Consider the following 23,261-nt stretch of genomic DNA (forward strand, 5'->3'; position numbering starts at 1 on the left):
GCAGGGTGCCGAGAGGGCTTGCGGTCTTTTATCATTATAAGATACAGATACCGGCACACGGTAAGAACCCCGGAACGTCCAAATGACCGACCTCACCGCCACGCCCTCGACCATGCTCCGGGGAGCCTTTGGCACCTGCCGCATCGTGGACCTGCCGGCCGCTACCGGTGGCCGCGAGACCCTGATGCGGCTGCCCTGGTGCCACCGCGTGTTGCTCGAGAATCTGCTGCGGCAGCCGGAAGCCGAGGTGCGCCAGGCGGGCCGCGACGCCCTCCTCGCCTGGCTGGGGACCGGCCACTCGGAGGCCGAGATCCCCTTCGCGCCGCTGCGCATCCTGATGCACGACACAACCTGCGGCCCGGCCCTGGTGGACATCGCCGCGATGCGCGACGCTCTGGCCGAGGCGGGCGGCGATCCGGCCATGCTCAATCCTGCGGTGCCGGTGGCCACCTCCACCGACCACTCACTACCGGTCGACGTCTCGGCCCGGCCGGATGCGCTGCGCACCAACATGGCCAACGAGATGGCGCGCAACGCCGAGCGCTACCGCTTCATGAAGTGGGCCGCCAACACGGTGCACGGCTTCCGGGTCTTCCCGCCCGGCACCGGCATCATGCACACCATCAACCTCGAGCGCCTGGCAACCGTCGTCACGACGGAGCAGCGGGACGGCACGACCTGGGCGGTGCCCGACACGCTGGTCGGCACCGACAGCCATACCCCGATGGTCAACGGCATCGGCGTGCTTGGCTGGGGTGTGGGCGGCATCGAGGCCGAGGGCGTGATGTTCGGCGTGCCGGTCTCGCTGCGCGTACCGGAGGTCTATGGCGTCCGCCTAGCCGGGGCGCTGCCGGAGGGAACCTTCGCCACTGACCTCGCCCTCGCGGTGACGCAGCTGCTCCGCAAGGCGGGCGTCGCCGGCGAGTTCGTGGAGTTCTTCGGCCCGGGCGTCGGGTCGCTCACCGCCGGGCAGCGCGCGGTCGTCTCCAACATGGCGCCCGAATACGGCGCCACGACGGGCGCCTTCCCGATCGACGGCCACACCCTGGATTACCTCCGCGCGACCGGCCGTGACGCGCCGCAGGTTGCGCTGGTCGAGGCCTATGCCAGGGCGCAGGGCCTCTGGCACGACCCAGAGAACGAGCCCCGCTACACCACCGTGCTGGAACTCGACCTCGCGTCTTTGCGCCCATCGGTCGCCGGGCCACGCCGGCCGCAGGACCGTCTGGACCCGGCCCAGGTTCCTGCGGCGCTCGCCGCCGTCGGGTCCCCGGCGGACGGCGCCGCCGTGGCTGGCATGCCGGCCGATGCAGTGGCGGTTGCCGCCATCACCTCCTGCACCAACACCTCCGATCTCGGGCTGCTGGTCGCGGCCGGGCTGGTGGCGCGGCGGGCGCGGGCGCTCGGCCTCTGCGTGCCAGCCTGGGTCAAGACCTCGCTCACCCCTGGCTCGCCTGCGGCGGAGCGGCAATTGCGCCGCGCCGGGCTGCTGGAGGACCTGGAAGCCCTGGGTTTCGGCATTGCCGGCTATGGCTGTGCCACCTGCATCGGCAACTCCGGGCCGCTGTTGCCGGCGGTCGCCGAGGCCGTCGAGGCGCGCGGGCTGAAACCGGTCGCGATCCTGTCGGGCAACCGCAACTTCCCCGGCCGGGTGCATCCTCAGATCGAGTCCGCGCTGCTGGCCTCGCCGCCCCTGGTCATCGCCTATGCCATCGCCGGCCGGGCGGGTCTCGACATCACACGCGATCCGCTCGGCACCGTTGCCAGTGGCTGCCCCGTGCACCTGACGGATCTCTGGCCGCGCAGCGCGGAGATCGAGGCGGCGGTCGCCGCGGCGTCCGATCCGGCCGACATCGCCGCGGCCGGCGAGGCGGCGGACCGCTCGCCGGCATGGGCGGCGCTGGAGGCGCCGGCCACGCTGCGCTTTCCCTGGGACCCCGCCTCCACCTATCTCCGCCCGCCGCCCTTCGTCAGCTTCGGTCCCGAGGCGCAGGAGGCAGGCCTGCTCCGGGCGCATCCGCTGCTGGTGCTCGGCGACGACATCACTACCGACCACATTTCACCGGCTGGCGCGATCCCGGCCAGGAGCGATGCCGCGACCTGGTTGGTCGAACGCGGCGAGGACCCGCGCGACCTCAACGTCTATGCTTCGCGCCGCGGGAACTGGGAGGTCATGCTGCGCGGCCTCTTCACCAACAAGGCCGCGGTCAATCACCTCCGTCCGGGCCTGCCGACCGGCCACAGCGTGTTTGCCCCGACAGGCGAGGCACTGCCGGCCTGGCGCGCCGCGCAACGCTATGCCGAGGCCGGGCTGCCGGTGGTGATCGTCGCCGGCGAGCGATACGGCACCGGCTCCTCCCGTGACTGGGCGGCCAAGGGTGCTCAGCTTCTCGGCGCCCGCGCCGTGCTGGCCAACAGCTTCGAGCGCATCCACCGCTCCAACCTGGTTGGCATGGGCGTGCTGCCGCTGCGCCTGCCGGAAGGGTGGCGCTTCGACATGCTGGGCCTTGCTCCGGACGACGCCATCGAGATCGCCTGGGACCTCCCCGCCCTGGTGCCGCGGGCTGCCATCCCACTGACGCTGCGGCGCGGCGTGACGGGCGAGGTGCTGAGCGGCACTGCGACTGCCCTGATCGAGACGGCCAGGGAGGTCGCGCTCATCCAGGCCGGGGGGATGATCCCGATGATCTTGCGTCGCGCGCTGGCTGCCAGCGGCGGCGGACATGCCGCGAGCCGTTAGCCAAGCCGAACCCGCAGCCTCACGGCACAAAATCAACACCAATCCAGACCCAACGGGAGGAACTCAATGATCAACAAGCGTACCCTGCTGCTGGCGACCGGCGCAGCCCTGGCCGGGCGCGGCGCCCTGGCGCAAGCCACATACCCGGACCGCCCGATCCGGGTCATTGTCGGCTATGCTCCGGGCGGCGGCGTGGATATCGTCGCCCGCCTCATGACCGAGCCGATGCGCCAGGCACTCGGCCAGCCACTGATCGTCGAGAACAAGCCCGGGGCGAGCGCCATGATCGGCGCCCAGGCCGTCGCCCGCGCGGCACCCGACGGATACACGCTGCTCATGGCCGCCGCCGGCGAGATCGCCGCAAATCCGGCCCTGCTCAAACAGCGCATGACCTATGACCCGGCGCGCGAGCTCACCCCCATCTCGCTGGTGGGAACCGTGCCCAACGTGCTGGTCGTCGATCCCCGCCTGCCGATCCGCACGCCGGCGGAGTTGGTCGCCTATGCCAAGGCCAACCCGGGTAAGCTCTCCTACGCCTCCTCCGGCATTGGCAACCCGCAGCACCTGGCGGGGGAGCTGCTGAACCGCATGGCGGGTACCGACATCCTGCACGTGCCCTACAAGGGCGCCACACCGGCCTTGACCGACGTGGCCGCGGGGCGGGTCTCGATGAACTTCAGCAGCCTCGGCCCCGCCCTGCCGCTGATCCAAGACCGCAAGCTCCGGGCCGTCGCGGTGACCTCGCGCGAGCGGCTGCCGCAACTGCAAGATGTCCCCGCTATCGCCGAGGCGCCCAGCCTCACGGAGTATGAGTTGCTGAACTGGTTCGGCGTCTTTGCCCCGGCAGCGACGCCGGCGCCGGTCGTGGCACGCCTGCAGGAGGCTCTCGCGGCGGTGCTACGCGACCCGGGCCTGCAGGCCAAGCTCGCCGAGCAGGGCGCCATTCCGCACGCCATGAGCCAGGCCGAGTTCCGCAGCTTCGTGGAGGCAGAGACCCGCAAGTTCACCCGGATCATTGAGGACGCGAACATCACGCCGGAAGGCTGAACCGCCGCCATCCAGCACAACCAAGAACCGAGAGCGGGACGTTGACCTGGAACTCTCCATCGCCAGCACCAGGCTCAGTGCTGCTTGGCCGTCGGGCCATCCTTGCCGCCACGGTCACGCCGAGCCTGTCCACGATGGCGGCCAGCCCGGCCGCGTCCACACCGCAGCAGGGAGCTGCTATCATGCCATCCAGCATCGTCTCAGCTTACTACGCCTATGTCGGCTGCCGAACCACGCGCGAGCGCAACGCCCGGGGCGACGGAATAAACGTCTACAGGACAGACGCGGCAACGGGCGACTGGTCCCATGTGCAGCTCGTGGAGGGCCTGCTGAACCCCTCGTTCCTCGCCTTCGACCGGCACCGGCGCTTTCTCTACACGGTGCACGGCGACAGCACGGAGGTGAGCGCCTTCCGCATCGACGACGCGACCGGGCGGCTCAGCTTTCTGAACCGACGTTCGACCGGCGGCCGCAATCCGGTGCACCTGGCAGTGGATCCGACGAACCGCTTCATGGTGGTTGCCAACCACATCACCTCCACGGTTGCCGTGTTGCGCATCGACCCGGAGGAGGGCTCGATTGGCGAGCTCACCGACCTCGTTAAGCTCGAAGGCACCATTGGACCGCACCGCGTCGAACAGCCCTTCGCCAAGCCGCACCAGACGGAGTTTGACACGGCCGGGCGGTTCATCATCGTGCCAGATAAAGGGCTCGACCGCGTCTTCGCCTTCCGTCTGGAGGCGGCGAGCGGCAAGCTGGTTCCGACCGAGCAGGGCTCCGTTGTCGCGCGTGAAGCGTCGGGGCCGCGCCATGTGGCGCTGCATCCCGCTGCGCCCTATGCCTACGTAGTGAACGAACTGGACTCTACTGTGACCGCCTACCGCTACGATGGGCAGACCGGCGCCCTTGAGCCGTTCCAGATTCTCTCTGCCTTGCCCGACACTTTCACCGGCAACAGCCGGGCCGCTGAGATTGCTGTCTCTTCTGATGGGCGCTTCGTCTATGCCTCGAACCGCGGGCACGACTCCATTGCGGTCCTCACCGTCGATGTCGGCACCGGGCGGCTGACGGTCCAGCAGTGGATTGCTTCGGGCGGCCGGACGCCTCGTTTCTTCGCACCGGACCCAACCGGCCGGTTTCTCTACGTCGCAAACGAGGATAGCGACACCATTCTCAGGTTCGAGGTCGCCGCGGAGGCGGGCGAACTGACGCTGGCCGGCGAGGTCGCCAGGACGGGGAGTCCGGTTTGTATCTTGTTCCGCGAGACAGTTTGATATCAGCAGATTCGTTTTTGGCACTTAGACGCTTACGATCCGGCTGCAGATAGCCTTCGGCGGCTGGTTTGCGCGTGATCGACCGTGCACCCATCACTCGTTAAGACAACGCCGTAAGCATTCAGTGCCATCTCAGAGCTCACGATACCGTCAAGCACATCTGCCAGTACGGCGTCCGGATCTCGACGGAACGGATCGCCCCATCCTCCCCCGGCGCTCGACTGCACTCGAATGCGCGAAGGGCCGAGGCGCTGGATGCCGTACTGTGGCGGCGGGCAAGAACCTTTTCCGATTTCATCCACGTCGAGCAACCCTGAGGCTCCATCCAGTCCGCCACCGATTCCGTAGCCGGACGGACGGCCCACACCTTCCGAACGGACCGCGTGCTCGGTCAGTACCAGCACGTCGCAGATGTAGTCCACGCCGGCGCCGCCGCGGAACTCGCCCGCCCCAGCGGTGTCGCACCTCAGTTCCTGCCGATGGATGTGCACGGGATAGGACTGCTCGTACCCCTCCACGTTTGGCAGTGTCAGGCCACCAAGCGAGATCATGTGGCCGACAGACTGGAATCCGTCGCGCCCTTTCACAGCGCCGCCACCCGATGCACCGTGCCAATGATACATGACGAAGAAGCGTCCATCCGTATCGCGACCAGAACTCAGCCCATAGCAGGCTTTGCCCCAGCCGGCGCAGCCGCGCTCCGGCGCAGCTTGCGCCAGGGCCTTCCAGCAGGCGTAGATGATGTCGGTTGCCGGATAGACCGTGTTCATCGTCATCGGTGCCGGCGGGCGGGCATTCACCACGGTGCCTTCGGGGGCGATGATCGTCACGGGGCGGAACAGCCCCTCGTTCCGTGGTAGCGAATGATCAAAAAAGGTGGCGACGGCCACATAAACGGCGGAATAGGTGTTCGCCAACGAGCTGTTCTTGAAACCCCTAATCTGCGGCGAGCTTCCAGTGAAGTCGAAGACCAGAGCGTCATCGCGGATCTCGAGCGCGACGCGCACCGGCACGTCTATCTTCTGGAAACAGTCGGTGTCGCTGCCATCCTCGCCGAGATAGGTGCCGTTGGGCAGCTTCGCGATCTCCGCGCGCATGCGGGCTTCGCCGTAGCGCAGCAATGCATCGAAATAGGCGAGCCCCTGGTCGATCCGCATCTCGGCGAGCATCGCGGCGACGCGTTCCGCCCCGATCCGGGTCGAGCCGAACATCGCGCTCAGGTCGCCTTCCATGAGGTCCGGGCAGCGGGAGTTCAGCAGGAGTAGTGTGAAGAGGTCACGACGCAGCTTCCCGGCTTCGACCAGGCGAAGCACGGGAAGGCGGATGCCCTCGTGGAAGATCTCCGTTGCTTCGGGGTTGTAGGTGCCTGCGGCGCCGCCACCGATATCCGATTGATGCGCGCGGTTGCAGGTGAATCCACAAAGGCGACCGCTGACAAAGACCGGGCGGATCATGGTCCAATCCGGCAGGTGGTTGCCACCCGCAGTGTAGGGATCGCTCAGCAGGTAAACATCGCCCTCTGCCATCTCGTCGCCAAAGGCCTGCAACGTGGCGCGCACCGCAAAGCCGCCTCCGCCGCTATGAATCGGGATCCCGTCCGCCTGGGCGATGATGTCGCCACCAGCGCTGGCGACGAAGCAGGTGAAATCGTGGCTCTGACTGAAAATCGGGCTACGCGCCGTGCGCGTCATGATCAGGCCCATCTGCTGCGAGATGTGATCCACCTGCTTCTGGACGACAGCGAGGCGGACCGGATCGATGGCGGTAGCGGTGGCGGTCATACGGCGCCGTCCTTCTTCGCGGGTTCGATCAGATAATTTCCGGCGGCGGTCACGCGCAGCCTCTGGCCGCTCTCGACGAGCAGCGTCGTTGTCGCCTCGTCGATGACGGCGGGACCTGCCACGGCATCGCCGGGCACAAGGCGCCGCCCGTCATGGATCGGCGTCAGGACCGTGCCGGTGGCATCGTCGATCCAGACCGGGCGCCGCCCCCCAGGTTCCGGCCAGCGCAACGGGCCGGGCTCGGCCAGCGCCGGCGCCGCCATCGGCAGGTGGCCGCGTGCCCCGACCTTCAGGCCGAGTGCCTCGATCTCGCCATCCTGCTGGAAGTGGCCATATAGCCGCTGGTGCGCCGCCTCAAAGCTACGGCGCAACTGCTCCACGCCCAGCCCGTCGTCGCAGGTGATGGTCACCGGCCATTGCTGCCCGGGATAGCGCAGCGCCAGCCCGCGTTCGAGCAGGATTGCATCCTCGGCGAAGCCCTGCCGCGCCAACGCGGCACGGGCTTGCTGCTCAACTTCGCGGAACGCCGCCTCCAGTCGATCCGGCTGGCGGTCATCCAGCCGCTGGTACCAGCTGCGGATGCGGTCGATGCGAACATCGGTATTGCACATGCCGAAGGCGCAGAACACGCCGGCCAAGCGTGGCACATAGACCGCGGCGCAGCCCAGGGCACGCCCAACCGCCGCCCCGTGCAGCGGCCCGGCGCCGCCTGCCGCAATCAGCGTGAAGTCACGGATGTCATAGCCGCGCTCGATGCTGACGCGTTCCACGGCGTGCTGAATGTTCTGGTCCACCAAGCGGATCAGGCCGGCCGCTGCCTGCTCCAGCGTCAGCCCTAGCGGTTGTGCCAGATGCCGCTCGATCGCTTCGGCAGCCTTGTCGCGATCCAGCATGATGGCACCGCCTGCATAGGGGCCGGGTGCCAGCCGGCCGAGGACGAGTTGCGCATCCGTCACCGTGGGCTGGATGCCGCCGAAACCATAGGCCGCCGGCCCAGGCCGCGCGCCGGCACCCCGCGGGCCGGCATGCAGCATCCCGCCCGCGTCGACATGACCGATGGTGCCGCCGCCTGCGCCGATGGTGTGAATCTCGACCGAGGGGATGGCGATACAATGTCCTTCGACATCAAGTTGGTCGGTCATCTGCACGACGCCGTCGCGCATCAGGGTCACGTCGCAGCTGGTGCCACCCACCTCGATAGAGACGAGGTCCGACGAGCCGGTATCGCGCCCGAAGTAGCGGATCGCGCCGACGCCCGCGGCCGGGCCGGATAGCACCATCTGCACCGGATGATGCGCTACCTCCGCCACGTTCGCGGCGCCGCCATTGCTTTGCACGATCAGCAGCGGATGACGCAGGCCGAGGCCGGACAGCCTTTCCTCAAGCGAACGCAGATAGGGTGCCACGCGCGGGCCAACATAGGCATTGACGACAACTGTCGCGCTACGCTCGTACTCGCCCATAATCGGTGCGATATCGCCGGAGCAGGAGACCCAGACCTCGGGCCAGACCTCCTGGATGATGGCACGGCAGGCATGTTCATGCGCCGGAGTGCGGAAGCTGTTGAGGAAGCAGATGGCGATTGCCTCCACGCCCTCGGCACGAAACACCTCGACCGCGCGCAGCACGCTGTCGCGGGATAGCGGCGTCACCACCGCCCCTGCGGCATCGATGCGTTCGGTCACGCCCAGTCGCAGCCGGCGCGGCACCAGCGGCGGCGGAAAGGGCGAGCGATGGTCCCAGACGTCTCGCCGCAGGCCGCGGCGGATTTCCAGGCTGTCGCGGAACCCCTCGGTGGTCAGCAAGCCCACCCGCGCCCCCTTGCCTTCCAGCAGGGTGTTGGTGGCGACGGTGGAGCCATGGACCAGGAGTTCCGTTTCGCGCAGCAGGTCCCGCGTGTCGCGCCCCATCGCCTGCGCGGCACCTGCGATGGCGTTCAGCACGCCAATGGTGCGGTCCTCCGGCGTGGACGGGGCTTTGTGCGCCAGCAGCCGGCCCGCCGCGCCAGCGACGACGATGTCGGTGAAGGTGCCACCAATGTCGACCCCGATGCGGAAAGGGGGCTGGATTGCGTCCGTGGTCATGCAGGAGTGCCCTGACTGGAATGGAGAACTCGCTCTTCGCCGGCCCCGCGGAGAACCTGGGCGGTAATGGCGCGCGGTGCGGGCACGGTGCGTCCTAGCCGCGGACGAGCGCGCAGTTCCCCTCGCCGATCGGCCGGAAGGCCTCGGCAGCCGGGATGGTGGCGCGCGGCTTCAGGTAATCCCAAGGTCCTTTGCTCTCGGACGCCGCCTTCACGTCCCAGACCCGGGCCGGGAATAGTACGCGTCCATCCGCACGAATAGTCGCGCGTTCGTAGACATCGTCCTCCACCGTCATGGCGCGCATGGTTTCGATCGCCGTTCGGCCGGAGGCCTTGGAGGCCGGCACGCCGATCCGGGCGACCGCCTTCAGGTAATGCAGCGCCGCCGAATAGGCGCCGGCATGGATGCTACTGGGCCAGTTGGTCGGCGCCTTGGGACGGATGCGCGCGGTGAAGGCCCGGCTGCGCTCGCTCATGTCCCAGTAGAACGGCTCCGAAAGCACCAGGCCCTCAGCCGCTTCGAGGCCAAGCCCATGCACATTGGTGAGCAGGGCGATCGGGGCCACCAACTTGACGCCCTGCCGGTTGAGGCCGAATTCACGGGCCTGCTGCACGCAGTTGTTGAGGTCGGCACCGGCATTACACAAGCCGATCACCTTGGCGCCGCGCGCCCGGGCCTCGACCAGGAAGGAAGAGAAATCCGTGGTGCCCGGCGAAGGATAGCGTGCGCCGCCGACGATCCGGCCGCCACCGGCCTCGACCACCCGGCTGATCTCGGCCTGCAGCAAGTGGCCGAAGGAATAGTCGGCGGTGATGAAGAACCAGTCCTTGTTGCCCTGGTCAAGCATGGCGCGGGCCGTGGCGCGGGCGTTCGCCCAGGTGTCCGTGGTCCAATGCAGGGTGTTTGGACTACAGCGGGCGCCGGTGAGGTCCGACGAGACGGCGCCGCTGTTCAGCTGGATCTTGTCCTTCTCCCGCACCACGTCATTGATTGCGAAGGCGATGGCGCTGTTATTCACGTCCAGGATAACATCCACGCCCTGCTGGTCGAACCAGCGGCGCGCGGTGGTCACGCCGACATCCGCCCGGTTCTGGTGATCGGCAGCGAGCACCTCGACGCGGATATCGGGCGCGATCGCCCGGAAGTCCTCCACTGCCTGCTGCACGCAGACCACCGTGGTCTGACCGGAGGTGTCTTTGTACATGCCGGCCATGTCCGTCAGCACCCCAAGCCGGACAACCTGCTGCTGCGACCATGCCGGCCGCGACAGGAAGGGCAGCGCCGCGGCGGACGCCAGCATCGCACGTCGTGTCACGTTCATGGCTTCTCGACCTCTGCCTCTGGAATCCCACGGGGAGGCGCCGCTACGCACGCGACGGGCGTCCGATCTGCTCAGCGGAACGGCATGCCGTAGTGGAGCCCTCCGCGGGAGACGACGTGGTTCTGGCCGCGCCCCAGGTTGATTGGCGTTTCGGGCCCGAAGTTGCGGTCGTAGATTTCGCCGTAGTTGCCGACATGCTCGATGACCCGGATCACCCAGTCGCGCTGCAGAGTCAGCATGCCGCGGAGGTTGTCTTCCGTGCCGAGCAGGCGCTTCAGCGCAGGATCGGTCGCGCTGGCTGCCATCTGGCGGACATTGGCTCGCGTGAGTCCGCGCTCCTCGGCCTCGATCAGTGCGAAGAGAGTCCAGCGCGCGATCGAGAACCATTCCATGTCACCGCGGGCCACCGCCGGGCCATATGGGTCGCGGCTCAGGACCTCGGGCAACACAAGGAAGTCTTGGGGATTGGTCACCTGAACCGAGATTGCGCCAGCCAAGTCCGCAGCACCCGCAGTCACCGCATCACATCGTCCGGCCAAAAAGCCTTCAAGCACAGCAGCGAAACGGTCGAAGGTAATTGGAGTGAAGCTCAGGTTGCGGGCGCGGAGGAAGTCGGTGACCTCGGGCAGGTTTGATCCTCCCTGGCTCGCACAGATCGTCGCGCCACCCAACTGATCCATCCGGGTGACATTGGACGCGCGACGGACCATCACCCCCGTACCCGTGTAGAAGCTGGTGCCGACGAAGACGATCCCGAGGCTGACATCCCGCGACATGGTCCAGACGGTGTCGCGGGCCAGTACGTCCACCTCTCCGGAAGACAACGCTGTAAAGCGTGTCTGCAAGGTGACTGGGACGAAGGTCACGCGTCGCGGATCGCCAAGTACGGCGGTCGCCACGGCGCGGCAGTAGTCCACATCCAGCCCGTGCCATTCACCGCGACCGTCCGGAAGCGAAAACCCTGCAACGGATCCGCCGACCCCGCACCGGACGGTATTGTTGGCCCGAACCCGATCCAACACGGGACCCGCCTGAGCCGCCGCGCTCAGCCCTGCGACTAGGGCTGCAGCAGCGAGGAGACGCCGCATCATCGCCCAGTCCTTTCCGCCAGGGTGGCTTCGACGAGGGCATGGGCTATGAGGCTGATCTCCGCAGCGGCCATTGGCGTCGAGAGGGCGCCAGAGCAGTTGGGAGTCAGCAGAACGCCAGCGTCGAGCATCGTCAGGTGGATAGCCGCAAGCGCTTTCTTCGCGGCCGCGTCCGGATAGCAGCTGCGGTAGTCCCGGATCGGGGCGGCCGTCAGGTGCAGGCGGAACAGCGATCCGAAGCCGGTCATCTGCGCGGCTACGCCCGCTTCGGTGAAGGCAGCATTGACGCGGCTTCGCAGGGTGTCGCCCAGACGGTTCAGCCTGTCCACGGCCGGCAAATCAAACGCGTCGAGCGCGGCGAGACCAGCCGCCATGGTCAACGGGTTCGCGCTGAAGGTACCGCCGAATGCCACTGGCGGCTGGCCGCGGGTATGGTCGAAAATGGCCATCCGCGCTGCCGGCCCGGCCACCGCTCCGACCGGCAGGCCGCCGCCGATGATCTTGCCGAGCGCGATCAGATCGGGCTCCAGCCCAAAGAGAGGATGCGCCCCGGCGTGGGAGAGGCGGAAGGTGATGACCTCGTCGCAGATCAGCAGGATCCCATGCCGGGTACCGGCATTGCGGATGGCCTCGATGGTTGCCGCCGGGGGCGGCACCATACCGATCTTCGAGGCCAGCGGGTCCAATACCACCGCGGCAATCCGGGGAGCCTCCCGCTCGAGAATGGCAGTGCATCGGTCGGCATCGGCATAGGGCAGCACCACCGTGTCGGCGACGACACCTGCAGGCGTACCGCGGTCATAGGGCACCGCGGCCGGATCACCGCCCGAACCATCCCAGTTCGAAGGATCTGAGCCCAGGCTGACTTCGAGCGAATCATAGCTGCCGTGATAGGCGCCCTCGAACTTCGCGATCGCGGGGCGACCGGTCAGCGCGCGCGCTGCCTTGACGGCAAACATGACCGCCTCTGTGCCCGAATTGCAGAAGCGGATCTGCTCGCAGCGTGGCGAGCGGCTGCGGATAGCCTCGGCCAGGGCTGTCTCATGCCGTGTGGGCATCCCGAACGCCGTGCCGTCGCCCACCACCTTCCGTAGCGCCTCGACCACCGGCGGGAAGGCATGGCCATGCACCAGCGAGAAGAAGTTGTTCGCGCAATCGAGGATGCGACGGCCATCCAGGTCCTCCACCCAGCAGCCTTCGCCCCTGACCGCGTAGGGTGGATGCGGTGCGAACCAGGTGGCCTGGCGCATACTGCCGCCGGGAATGACGCGCTTGGCCCTCTCGAACTCGGCGGCAGACCGCGAAAACGGCGGTTGATTATCGGTCGGTTCGGCGTTGGTTGCTGCGGGATGATCCATGCCCGGACTTCCATGCAATGACGCAGCCTGGAGCGGACCATATGGTTCGGCTATGAGTCAATAGGAGCAATTGGTCCACCGCTTGTCCGAAGCGGTCGTTATGGGGAGCCTGCCGACATGAATGAAGCCGAGACCTTCAAGGCGCTCCGGGGGGTGCTCGCGGAACTGACGGGGCCTATGGCCGAGGCGGCGCGCTATCTTCTGGCGCATCCTGAGAACGTGGCCGTTCATTCGATGCGCGCGCTTGCGCGGCGGGCCGATGTTCCACCCGTCACGCTGGTCCGCCTGGCGCAGCGGCTGGGCCTGCCCGGATACAACGAACTGCGTCAGGGCTTCGTGGACCGCGTCTTGCGCAACGGTGCGGCAGCGCAGGTGGCCGCGACACGCAACGTGGACAGCGCACGCGCCATCGCGGCCGCTGCCGGGGCCGGCACCGGGGCGCTGGCCTTCGCGGAGAGCTTCTTCGCCGCGGAGCATGACGTGCTTCGCCGAGCATTCGCGGGGTTGACCGAGACCGCGCTGGACCGGTCCACGACAGTCCTTGCGACTGCTCCGCGCGTGTTCGTGGCTGCCCGTCGCACGCCTTTCCCGGCGGCCTTCACGCTCGCCTACGCCCTCCGTAAGGCCCGGCCCGGCGTCTCCTTGCTCGATGACGCGGGTGGTGCACCTGAGGGGGCGCTTGAAGATGCGGCGGCGGAGGATGCTTTTGTTGCCTTTACCTTTGCGCCGTTCAGTCGGGTGACCGATGCGCTGGCGCGGCGAGCGAGCGATGCCGGGGCACGGATCATTGTCGTGTCCGATATCGACGAGGCTCCCCTGCGCGATCTAGCTGGCGACCTTTTCTTTGTGGCGCCAACACTGAGCCGCGCCTTTCCGGAATCAGCGGGCGGAGCGCTGGCTTTAGCCAATCTGCTTGCAGCGCTGACGGTAGCAAAGCTCGGTGAGAATGCGCAGAAGCGGATCCGTACGAACGAAAGGCGGCTTGTGGATGCAGGCGAATACCTCCTGACCACTAGTTCAGCGCGCAAGCGTGGCGCAGCGAATCGGAGGTCGGGCAGCACTGGCCGTCTGCCCAGATAATGAGCTGCAACGGCCGCCCAGAGACTTTCGTTTCCCGGTTCCCGCCGCTGCAGTGGCGCCTTGTTGCATTGGTCGCCCGCCTATAGAGCCGGCTTGGGTGCACTTGGATGAGTTTGCCGGTTTTACAGGTATTATCCCCGTGCGACCCGGCGCCGGCCTCAAGATGGCCCAAGCCGGCTCTATAAGTGTCTTCAGTTAGGGTGAGGCCGGGGCGAGGCCCCTTCTTCTGCAAGGGCGGTCCGTTTGCCATGAGAGCGAATGCTGCCCGGCGTCGGGACTGGGGTGCGACACGGTTCGATGAGACAGCCGGCTGCGGTAGAGATCACCGCAACCGGAGGTCAGACCGATGGACCAGAACCGCAGCCACCAGCCCGTGGGGGCGCCGGCGGGCGTCCAGCACGTCGATTCCGGCACCCCCACGGGCGGTGCCGGGCCGGAGCGTCGCAACTCCGCCCGGCGCAAGCTGGCCGCCGTCACCCGCCTGCTGCGCGGTGAGCCGCTGGAGATCGTGGCCCGCGAGCTCAACGTCACCGTCGCCCGCCTGAGCGAGTGGCGCGATCGCGCCCTGATCGGGGCAGAGGCGGCGATGAAGGAGCGTGAGCGCGACAGCCGCGATGGGGAACTGCTCCGGCTCAAGGCCAAGCTCGGCGAGGTCACCATGGCCAACGAGCTGCTGGAGCAGAAGATTGCGGCCCTGGAGGGCGGCCGCCCTTTGGCCCGCCGGAGGTCGAGGCGGTGAGCCGGGCCATCTCGTCGGTCACGGGCCACGCCTACGGCTTGGCCAGGGTCGCTCGGGTCTGGCAGCTCTCCCGTGCCACAGTCTACCGCCATCGCGCGGCGCCCGACCCCGCGGCACCGGCCGGTCCGACACGCCGGGGCCCGGTCGGTGCCTGCTCTGACACCGAGTTGCTCGAGCACATCCGCGCCCAGATCCTCGGCTCGCGCCTGCATGGCGAGGGCTACCGCAAGATCTGGGCCCGGCTGCGCCATGCCGGGATCCGCACCTCGGCCCGGCGGGTCCGGCGCCTCATGGGCCAGCACGGCGTGCTCGCGCCACACCGCGTCGGCCGTCCCGAGCTGCCGCCCATGACGGCACCATCACCACAACGGCGGTGGACGCGATGTGGGGGACCGACATGACCGAGACCGTGACCATCCGAGACGGTCGGGCCCGGGTGTTCGTTGCCGTCGACCACTGCTCCGGCGAGTGCGTCGGCAACCATGCCGCCCGCTCCGGCAACCGCTTCGAGGCACTCGAGCCGGTGCGCCAGGACGTGCTGCGCCACTTCGGCGGCTTCGAAAAGAACGCGGCCAAGGGTCTCTCCCTCCGCCACGACCACGGCTCCAACTACCTGTCAGGCGACTTCCAGGACGAGATCGCCTTCTTCGGCATCGAGAGCTCGCCTTCCTTCGTCCGCCAGCCCGAGGGCAACGGCGTCGCCGAGCGCTTCGTCCGCACCCTGAAAGAGAACTTCCTACGGGTGCACACCTTCGACACCATTGAAGAGCTGCGCCGTGGGCTGCAGGAGTTCGTGGCCCACTATAACGCCACCTGGATCGTCGCCCGGCACGGCTACCGCACTCCGAACCAGATCCGCGCCGAGTAACGCCGCCTTGCTCAATGCCCACCGGCCAACCTACCCTTGGCCGCCTGAATAGCGCAGCAGGCTGTCTCAACATCCGGACGCACTACACTTTTGCGCGGTCGCTCGCGATCCCATGCCTGTAAGTACCGCGTTCCTGTAACCGGAGGGTGTGTTCCGGTGCCAGCTCGAGGAAGTTCCCGTGCTGACGACGTTGAGCCTCTCAAGCCCGGATCGCATCGCCATCCCAGCGCCGTGCTGGCGCTTCAGAAGGCGCCGAAGCAGGTCTCCGCGGCGGAGTGGACGATTGTGGCCGCCATCCAGAGGTAAGCCTTCACACCGCGACTTGTCGCAGTAGCATTAGCCCATGAGCAGCCGAGCCCCCCTCCTATCCTTACCGCGCTCCTTCGCCGCGTTTGAGAGAGAGTTCACTCGGTGCGGGATCGGCTCGCCATTCAGTCGCACACCGACGAGCCTGGCCGGACGACCCGGGCCGACCGCCCGGTCACCTTCCTCGGCCCGGGCTTGACGTTCCCCGTGCAGGCCGGGACCAAGCCGGCCGTTGTGCCGGGTGGCCACCGCGGCCGGTTGGCGCGCTTCTCGCCTGGTCACTTCGCATTCGTCATGGCCACCGGCATCGTCTCGCTCGCGGCGTATCTCCAAGAGGTGCCGCTGGTCCCCACCGCGCTGTTCGCGCTCAACCTGGTCGCCTACCCGGCGCTGCTGGCGATCACGCTAGCGCGGCTGCTACGGCACCCTTCCGCCCTGCTCCGCGACTTGGCCGACCATGCAGTGGGCCCGCCATTCCTGACCATGGTCGCCGCAACCGGTGTGCTCGGGGTCCAGTTCGCCTCCCTGACCACGTTTCGTGAGATCGCCCTGGCGCTGTGGCTGTGGGCCACCCTGCTCTGGGTCGCCCTGCTCTACGGCTTCTTTCTCGGGGCGATACTCGCCGGCCCGAAGCCACCGATCGAGCGGGGGCTGAGCGGAGCCTGGCTCCTGGTTGCGGTCTCGACAGAGTCGCTCTGCGTCCTCGGCACCTCCGTCGCCGACCTGCTGCCGCGGCCAGAAATTGGTATTTTTGCCTGCGTCTGCCTCTTCCTGCTCGGCGGGATGTTCTACGCGGTCCTGATCGCGCTCATTCTCTACCGCTGGCTTTTCCTCGAAATGACCCCGGCGATGCTGACGCCGCCTTACTGGATCAACATGGGTGCAGTGGCGATCGCCACCCTCGCGGGCGCCGACCTCCTGCTCTACGCGCAGGGCCATCCCGGCGTCCTGGGCTTCCAGCCCTTCATCAACGCGCTGACGACGGGCTTCTGGGCCGCGGCAACCTGGTGGGTGCCGCTACTGGCCTTACTGACTGCCTGGCGGCACGTGGCCGGGAGAATCTCCTTAGCTTACGACCCGCAATACTGGTCCATGGTCTTCCCGCTCGGCATGTATACCGCCGCGACCGCGACCTTCGCGCGAGCGGCCAGTCACGACTTCCTCTTGCCGATCCCGCGGCTCTTTGTCTGGGTGGCGATCGCGGCGTGGCTCGCCGCCTTCGCCGGCCTCCTGATCCGGGCGGGGCACGCGACGGTGGCAGCCCGGCGCTGAAGCTCCAGTCTTGCCTCGCCTCAGGACGGCGGGCGGCTCGGATCTGCCTAGGGCCGCGGCTCGGCGGCGCGGCCCTCCCGTGCGGCTGCAACCTGCCGCCGAAGCGCGCGCAGTTCTTCGAAGCGTTGCGTCACGTCGCGCAGGATTGCGGCCATGCCCTCCATCCGGCCCGCCTGGTCGTGCAGGGGCACGATGGTGAACTCCAGCGAGATGCGGCTGCCATCCTTGCGCAGGCCGGGCACGGCGAGTACCTCGCCCGCACCGTAGCGGCTCTCGCCCGTCTCCATGACCCGGCTGAACCCTGCCCAGTGCCGCGCCCGCTGCGGCTCCGGGACGATGATGTCGAGCGGACGACCGAGCGCCTCCGCCGCAGTGAAACCGAACAGGCGCTCCGCCCCAGCATTCCAGAAGCGGATCGCACCCTTGCGGTCTGCGAGGATGATGGCATCTGCCGCTGCCTCCAGCATGACACGACCCAGCCGGCCCAACTCCGCCCCCGACCACCCGTCGCCCATCATTATACTCCCTCCCGACTACCTGGGCCCGAGCCCTCAGTCGCCGTCACGGGTGCTGATCCCCGGAAGACCCGCCGCTCGGTGACGATCAGGTCCATCGGCACGTCGTGCGGCTGCGGATGGATGGTCTCCAGCCGCCCGACCTCGAAGCCAACGCCGATTGCAAGCGGAGGTGTCGGCCGCGCGGCGGCCAGAGTCCGGTCGTAATAGCCACCGCCGTAGCCGAGCCGGTAACCTTGCGGGTCAAAGCCGAGCAGCGGCACCAGCAAGGCTTCGGGGCGGACCCAGTCGCCCTCATCCGGCACCGGGATGTTCCAGACCCCGGGCCGCATGCGCATGCCCGGCCACCAAGCCCGGAAGGCCACCGGCCTCGCCCGTTCGACGACGACCGGCAGCGCCAGGCGCACGCCGCGGGCATGAAGCAGGCGCGCTAGAGGCCTCGGGTCGTACTCCCCTTTGAAGGGCCAGTAGAAGCCGACTGTCCCCGTCGGACCTGCCAGCGCCGGCAGTCCCTCGAGGTGAGCCGTGATGGTGGAGTTCCAGCCTTCCCGTTCGGCGCGTCCGGCACCGAGACACTGCGCGACGAGGCTCGCGCGCTGCGCCTTGCGCCAGCTCCGCACCTCCGCCCAGCCCGGCACGCCTTTAGCTGTCGCCAGTGCGGCCATGGCGTCGAAGGTCGCGCTCGAGCATCCTGAGGACCTCCGCGAGGTCGCGCTGCAATGCGCCGTCGGCGAGGCGGGGCAAGGCAGCGCGCAGCCGGAGCCTCAGGCAGTCCTCTCCGCCATCGGCGGATCCCGCGTGGGCGCCGCCGGTGGTCGCCTCGCCCTGGACATGCGACGGTCCAGGGGGCCGCGTGACACCCGGATGGGCCAGGTGCCGTCGCAGCATGGCGCGCACCCAGGCCGCCTCGACCACGGTGCCGGACCATCTCATCGCGAGCAGCGCTTCCAGCAGCTCCCGCACCTCGTCGCGGCCGAGATAGCCGAGGTAAGACGGGTCGAGCTCGTGCATGAAGCAGGGCGGTGAGCTGCAGACGACGACGGCGTTGGGGTCCTCCTCCGGCGGGGCGATCGCCGGCCGCGCACCCCCCCGCTGCGTCCCTTCATTCATCCCGACCTCCTCGGCCTTAGCTGGCAGTCCGCACGGCGAGGGTGCATGGTGTCCGCGTGGCTCGTGGTCAGGCCACCAGTTCCCGGCCGACCGCCTCCTCTTGGGTCGGCTCGGCGCGGTGCGCGGCAGCGTCGCATCGGGGGCGGCCACTACCGCCCCGGCGCAGCATGACGATCTCGCCCATGACCGACAGGGCGATCTCCTCGGGTGTTCGTGCCCCGAGGTCGAGCCCCGCCGGGGCGCGGAGCCGGGCGAATTCTTCCTCGGCAAATCCCTCCCCGCGCAGGAAGTCCCAGACCAGCCGCGACCGTTTGCGGCTGGCGATCACAGCGACATAGCCGGCGGGGGAGCGGAGCGCGCGAACCGCGGAGATGTGGTCACCCTTGTGCTGCGTGGCGATCACCACGGCGTCCTCGGCCTGGGGCTCCAGCTTCTCGTACCCGTAATCACCGTCGATGATCTCCGCCGCGTCTGGGAATCGCGCCCGATCCGGTGCCGGCGCCTCGTCCACCACGACCCGGAAGCCGAGCGTGGCGCCGAAGCGGCAGAGGCATTCCGCGACCCGTCCGTGGCCGAGGATCCACAGCGTCGGCGCCGGGAGCACGGGCTCGACATAGACGCGCATGCTCCCGCCACAGGGCATGCCCACGCCCAGCACCTCGTCGTCGAGATCGAGGTCCACCACCCGGGGGTGCGGGTCGCGGAGGCACTCCAGCGCCGCCTGCCGCACGGTGGACTCGGCGCAACCGCCGCCCACCCAGCCGGCGAGGAGCGTGCCGTCCCGGCCGATCAGCGCCTTCGACCCCGGGCTGGCCGAGGCGGAGCCTTTGGTCTCGACCACGGTGGCCAGCGCGTAGGCCTCGCGCCGGTCCCGCAGCGCCACCATCAGGTCCAGGAGGTGAGACTGCTCGCCCTCGGTCATGCACACCCTCATTCGGCTACCACGAACCCTCAGGGCAGATCTTGGGGCAGGGCATGCGGCATACAAACGAGATTGATTGCAGGATAACTGCGAGAACTCTGCAGTGAACGACGGAGCGCTCCATGGATATCGAGCTGGCCCGCACCTTTCTCGCCATCGTTGCCGCCGGTAGCTTCGTGCGCGCCGCCGAGCGCCTGAACGTGAGCCAGACGACCGTCAGCGCCCGGGTCCGGTCCCTGGAGGAGCAGCTGCGCCGGCCGCTCTTCGTGCGCAACAAGGCCGGCGCCTCGCTGACACCGGCGGGCGAGAGCTTTCTGCGGCATGCGCCCGCTCTGGTGCAGCTCTGGGAGCGGGCGCGGCACGAGGTGGCGGTGCCACGGGGGCGGCGGGCGGTCGTGGCGATCGGGGCGGAGCTCAGCCTCTGGGACCCGCTCCTGGTCCAATGGCTCCTCTGGATGGGGCGCACGGCGCCGGATGTGGCCCTGCGGGTGCAGGTCGGACGGTCCGAAGACCTGATGGATCAAGTCGCTGAGGGCGTCCTCGACCTCGCGGTGCTCTACGCCCCCCGCTACCGGCCCGGCCTCGCGGTGGAACTCCTCGTCGAGGAGAAGCTGGTCATGGTGACCACCTCACCGGGCGCAAGGGGCGGTGCGCCGCCCTACGTGCATGTGGATTGGGGCCCGGAATTCGCGTTGTGGAAGGGCCCGGGCCAGGCCGGCCGGGACGAGCCGGCCCTCCATGTCGGGCTGGGTCCGCTCGGTCTCGGCTACATCCTTGCGGCGGGAGGTTCGGGGTATTTTCGCATGGGCGCGGTCCGGCCGTACCTGGAGGGCGGCCAGCTCCAACTGGTGTCCGGCGCCCCGGAGTTCGTCTACCCCGCCTACGCGGTGCATGCGGGGACGGATGATGCCGGGGTGGTCCGGATCGCGCTCGACGGCCTCCGGAGCGTCGTCCGCGCTGACGGCACGGGATGGGTTGCGAGCGCCGGAACACCGGAAGCACCAGGCTGAGGCGCTTGATGCACACGGGAGGCCTGCCCTCGCCAGAGCATGCGTCCTACGCGCCCCGCGCGCCGGATCTCGGGCAGCGCTGGGACGATGTATGCCCGGCTGCCACCGGTTGCCGCGAGAGGGAGCCCCGACCCGGTCCTCCGGCCAGCACGTGACAGCGGGTAGTCGGCCGGTTCACGCTCCTGGAGATGACAGGTCTCCACTCCCACAAGCGGTGGTTGCTCTCAGCGCAAGGTGTCGAAACTATGCCCCAGCCCAAGTCTCCGCAGACCGTTGCCGCCGCGAACGGCATAGCGACGGACAGCGCCTTCAAAGCCGTGGCACCGCCGGTCCACTTGTCGAGCAGCTACGCCTTCGACGGCTTCGGCCGGGCAGGCCGCTACGACTACACACGCTCTGGCAATCCGACGCGCGACCTCCTCGCCGACACCCTAGCGAAGTTGGAGGCGGGCGCCGGTGCCGTAGTCGTCTCGTCGGGTATGGCCGCCATCGACCTTGTGCTATCCAGCCTTGAGCCGGGCGACCTCGTGGTCGCGCCGCACGACTGCTACGCCGGCACCTGGCGGCTATTGAGCGCGCGGAGGGCGAAGCGGCAGTTCGAGGTCCGCTTCGTCGACCAGACCGACGGAGAGGCCCTCGCTGCCGCCATGGCGTGCGGCCCGAGGCTCGTCCTCATCGAGAGCCCGAGCAACCCATTAATGCGCATCGTCGACATCCGCGAAATCGCTGCCCAGGCGCGATCGGCTGGGGCGAAGGTGGTGGTGGACAACACCTTCCTGTCCCCGGCGCTGCAGCAGCCGCTCCGGCTCGGCGCGGACTTCGTCGTCCACTCAACGACCAAGTACCTCAATGGCCATTCCGACGTGGTCGGCGGCGCAGTCGTTGCTGCCAATCCGGCGGATGTCGAGGCGCTGGCGTCCTGGGCGAACGTCACGGGCGTGACTGGTGCGCCCTTCGACGCCTACCTCACCCTGCGCGGCCTGCGGACGTTGTTCGCGCGCGTCGAGCGCCAGCAGCAGACGGCGGCCGAGCTCGCCGGGTTTCTTCAGCGGCACCCGGCCGTGAAGGCCGTCCACTATCCCGGGCTCCGCACGCACCCTGGGCATGAGATCGCAATAGCTCAGCAGCGCGGCTTCGGCGCCATGCTGAGCTTCGAGATCTCCAGCGGTGTAGAGGGCGTGCGCCGGTTCTGTGGGGCGATCGAGGTGTTCACGCTGGCCGAGTCCCTCGGGGGCGTGGAAAGCCTGGTCGCCCATCCGGCAACGATGACCCACGTGAGTATGAGCGCCGATGTCAGACGCGCCGCTGGGATCGGCGAAAACCTGCTGCGGCTTTCCGTCGGTTTGGAAAGTAAGGCGGACCTGGAGGCCGACCTCGCCAGGGGTTTGGAAGCATCCGCGAGTGGATGAAACCCTTGTCGGCGGAGGAGCTGCGACGGCTGGCACCTTGGGAAGAGGACCGTGCGACGGCGTGGGAGCAGGCGATCGCGGGCGCCCTCGAGAGTCTACCTCGGGCGAAGGCGGCGCATTTGGCAGGCAGGAAATGCGATGCGCCGCGCGATGCAGTGACGCGCTACATCGTCGAGGGCTTTACCGGACTGCCCAATCGACCTCGCCCAGGTCGACCAGCGTGACTGGACGGGACGCAACAGGCGGCGCTGATGCAAGTGGTATTGGACGGGCCAGAGGTGGAGGTAACGGGCCTGAGTGCCTGGACCGTGTCTAAGCTGTGTCGCGAGGTCGAATGGCGCTGAGGCGTATCTTATGAGAGCTGTGCGCGGGTGCACAGAAGGAGCGGAGATCTTCGTGGTGTGGGCTTCGGGTTGCTTCGGGCACCATGATGCGCGTCGGTTTTGGTCTGCCTCGGAAGGCTAAGGGGCGATGTGGACAGACTCGTCCCATTTCAGGCTGCCGCAGCGTGCAGCAGGGTAACGGTGCGCCGGAGATTGTAGGCCATCGCGGCAAGCCGCACCTGCAGGCCAGCCTTGGCGAGGCCGAGCCAGCGCATCCGCCGCAGGCCATAGCTGCGTTTCCAGGTGCCGAACACCGTCTCGATGCGGCAGCGGACCCGCCGGACGGCAGCGTTGTTCGCTTCCAGCCGTGCGAGCGCGTCCGGGCCGCGGCCCCAGATGCCGGTCCACACCGTGCGCGGCCGGCCGCCGCGACCGATGATCAGCCGCTCCGCCGACCCGCCGGTGAAGGCGCTGTCGCCATAGACGTCGCCTGGCTCCGGTGGCAGCACCGCCGCCAGCTCGGCCGCATCGTGCACATTGGCCGTCGTGACCTCGACACCACGCACCAAGCCGGCACCTTCGTCAGTCGCCACGTGCGCCTTGTAGCCATGCACCGGCTTGCGCCGGCGGTGCCCAGCCCACTTGGCCTCGCCGTCCTGCCTGATGCTGGCCGACGGAATCAGCGTCGCGTCCACCAAAGTGCCGGTGCGCACCATCACGCCCTTGGTCTCGAGCTGTCGGGTGACGGTCTCGAACAGCACTCGGTCCAGCCCGCGCCGAACCAGCTCGCGCCGGAAGCGGACGAAGGCGGTGCGCTCGGGCGTCGGCTCGTGGGCGGCAAAGCCGCAGAAGCGGCGAAAGCTGGTACGGTCGTCCAGCGCCTCGGCGAGCTTCACGTCCGACTGTCAACGGCGGAGGAATATTGGAGCGCCCGGCGGAGTAAAATTGGGGCAGCCGGTAGCCACCGCTTGAGCTTGGTGACCGCTACTGGGTTGCGGTTGGTTTCGGATGGGG

17 protein-coding genes and 1 pseudogene are annotated in these 23,261 nt (G+C 68.2%); 8 read left to right on the forward strand and 10 right to left on the reverse strand.

What is annotated here, in order from left to right:
• The first annotated feature begins 82 nt into the window (after positions 1-82).
• The 3 genes from acnA (at position 83) to E2C06_RS24780 (ending at position 5,061) form a co-directional block, all read left to right on the forward strand.
• Complete coding sequence (gene acnA, locus E2C06_RS24770) at positions 83-2,740, forward strand: aconitate hydratase AcnA (protein WP_133291271.1); 2,658 nt, start codon at positions 83-85, stop codon at positions 2,738-2,740.
• 66 nt (positions 2,741-2,806) lie between these two features.
• Positions 2,807-3,787, forward strand: coding sequence for a Bug family tripartite tricarboxylate transporter substrate binding protein (locus E2C06_RS24775; RefSeq protein ID WP_133291272.1), 981 nt, complete (start codon positions 2,807-2,809; stop codon positions 3,785-3,787).
• 182 nt (positions 3,788-3,969) lie between these two features.
• Complete coding sequence (locus E2C06_RS24780) at positions 3,970-5,061, forward strand: lactonase family protein (protein ID WP_133291273.1); 1,092 nt, start codon at positions 3,970-3,972, stop codon at positions 5,059-5,061.
• A 32-nt stretch (positions 5,062-5,093) separates the two neighbouring features.
• Here the strand turns inward: E2C06_RS24780 and E2C06_RS24785 are convergent, their stop codons facing one another.
• The 5 genes from E2C06_RS24785 to E2C06_RS24805 form a co-directional block, all read right to left on the reverse strand.
• A complete protein-coding gene (locus E2C06_RS24785; protein WP_133291274.1) occupies positions 5,094-6,842 on the reverse strand; it encodes a hydantoinase B/oxoprolinase family protein in 1,749 nt (582 codons plus the stop codon).
• Positions 6,839-8,926, reverse strand: a complete 2,088-nt coding sequence (locus E2C06_RS24790; protein WP_133291275.1) for a hydantoinase/oxoprolinase family protein — start codon at positions 8,924-8,926, stop codon at positions 6,839-6,841. Before E2C06_RS24790 ends, E2C06_RS24785 begins: the two co-directional genes overlap by 4 nt.
• A 94-nt stretch (positions 8,927-9,020) precedes the next feature.
• Positions 9,021-10,247, reverse strand: a complete 1,227-nt coding sequence (locus E2C06_RS24795) for an ABC transporter substrate-binding protein (RefSeq protein ID WP_133291276.1) — start codon at positions 10,245-10,247, stop codon at positions 9,021-9,023.
• Between the two features lie 71 nt (positions 10,248-10,318).
• Positions 10,319-11,269, reverse strand: coding sequence for an amino acid ABC transporter substrate-binding protein (locus E2C06_RS24800; protein ID WP_206664680.1), 951 nt, complete (start codon positions 11,267-11,269; stop codon positions 10,319-10,321).
• Between the two features lie 65 nt (positions 11,270-11,334).
• Complete coding sequence (locus tag E2C06_RS24805) at positions 11,335-12,693, reverse strand: aspartate aminotransferase family protein (RefSeq protein ID WP_133291278.1); 1,359 nt, start codon at positions 12,691-12,693, stop codon at positions 11,335-11,337.
• A gap of 117 nt (positions 12,694-12,810) precedes the next feature.
• Between E2C06_RS24805 and E2C06_RS24810 the strand changes: the two genes are divergently transcribed.
• The 3 genes and pseudogenes from E2C06_RS24810 (at position 12,811) to E2C06_RS24820 (ending at position 16,958) form a co-directional block, all read left to right on the forward strand.
• Complete coding sequence (locus tag E2C06_RS24810) at positions 12,811-13,773, forward strand: MurR/RpiR family transcriptional regulator (RefSeq protein WP_133291279.1); 963 nt, start codon at positions 12,811-12,813, stop codon at positions 13,771-13,773.
• A 346-nt stretch (positions 13,774-14,119) separates the two neighbouring features.
• A pseudogene (locus tag E2C06_RS24815) lies at positions 14,120-15,380 on the forward strand (IS3 family transposase).
• A gap of 411 nt (positions 15,381-15,791) precedes the next feature.
• Positions 15,792-16,958 carry a tellurite resistance/C4-dicarboxylate transporter family protein gene (locus E2C06_RS24820; protein WP_133291280.1) on the forward strand — a complete coding sequence of 389 codons (1,167 nt, stop codon included), beginning with the start codon at positions 15,792-15,794 and terminating at the stop codon, positions 16,956-16,958.
• A gap of 47 nt (positions 16,959-17,005) precedes the next feature.
• Here the strand turns inward: E2C06_RS24820 and E2C06_RS24825 are convergent, their stop codons facing one another.
• The 4 genes from E2C06_RS24825 to E2C06_RS24840 all read right to left on the reverse strand — a co-directional run bounded on the left by E2C06_RS24825 (position 17,006) and on the right by E2C06_RS24840 (position 19,505).
• Entirely contained in the window at positions 17,006-17,476 is a 471-nt protein-coding gene (locus E2C06_RS24825; protein WP_241671454.1) for a PAS domain-containing protein, read from the reverse strand.
• On the reverse strand, positions 17,476-18,138 hold the full coding sequence (locus E2C06_RS24830) for a 5-formyltetrahydrofolate cyclo-ligase (protein WP_133291281.1): 663 nt from the start codon (positions 18,136-18,138) through the stop codon (positions 17,476-17,478). The genes E2C06_RS24825 and E2C06_RS24830 overlap by 1 nt, the downstream gene beginning before the upstream one ends.
• Complete coding sequence (locus tag E2C06_RS24835; RefSeq protein ID WP_133291282.1) at positions 18,116-18,583, reverse strand: hypothetical protein; 468 nt, start codon at positions 18,581-18,583, stop codon at positions 18,116-18,118. Before E2C06_RS24835 ends, E2C06_RS24830 begins: the two co-directional genes overlap by 23 nt.
• Positions 18,584-18,650: 67 nt before the next feature.
• Entirely contained in the window at positions 18,651-19,505 is an 855-nt protein-coding gene (locus tag E2C06_RS24840; protein ID WP_193560501.1) for an XdhC family protein, read from the reverse strand.
• 122 nt (positions 19,506-19,627) lie between these two features.
• On the opposite strand from E2C06_RS24840, the gene E2C06_RS24845 reads away from it, so the two are divergent.
• Together E2C06_RS24845 and metB are read left to right on the forward strand one after the other, a co-directional pair.
• Positions 19,628-20,515, forward strand: a complete 888-nt coding sequence (locus tag E2C06_RS24845; RefSeq protein WP_133291283.1) for a LysR family transcriptional regulator — start codon at positions 19,628-19,630, stop codon at positions 20,513-20,515.
• Between the two features lie 245 nt (positions 20,516-20,760).
• Positions 20,761-21,924, forward strand: a complete 1,164-nt coding sequence (gene metB / locus E2C06_RS24850; RefSeq protein ID WP_133291284.1) for a cystathionine gamma-synthase — start codon at positions 20,761-20,763, stop codon at positions 21,922-21,924.
• A 493-nt stretch (positions 21,925-22,417) separates the two neighbouring features.
• Here metB and E2C06_RS24855 read toward each other — a convergent pair whose 3' ends face one another.
• Positions 22,418-23,143 (reverse strand): IS5 family transposase, encoded by a 726-nt coding sequence (locus E2C06_RS24855; protein ID WP_133291285.1) that lies wholly within the window; start codon positions 23,141-23,143, stop codon positions 22,418-22,420.
• Positions 23,144-23,261 lie beyond the last annotated feature (118 nt).

Source organism: Dankookia rubra, from assembly GCF_004355005.1.
GTDB classification, from domain to species: Bacteria; Pseudomonadota; Alphaproteobacteria; order Acetobacterales; family Acetobacteraceae; genus Paracraurococcus; species Paracraurococcus ruber_A.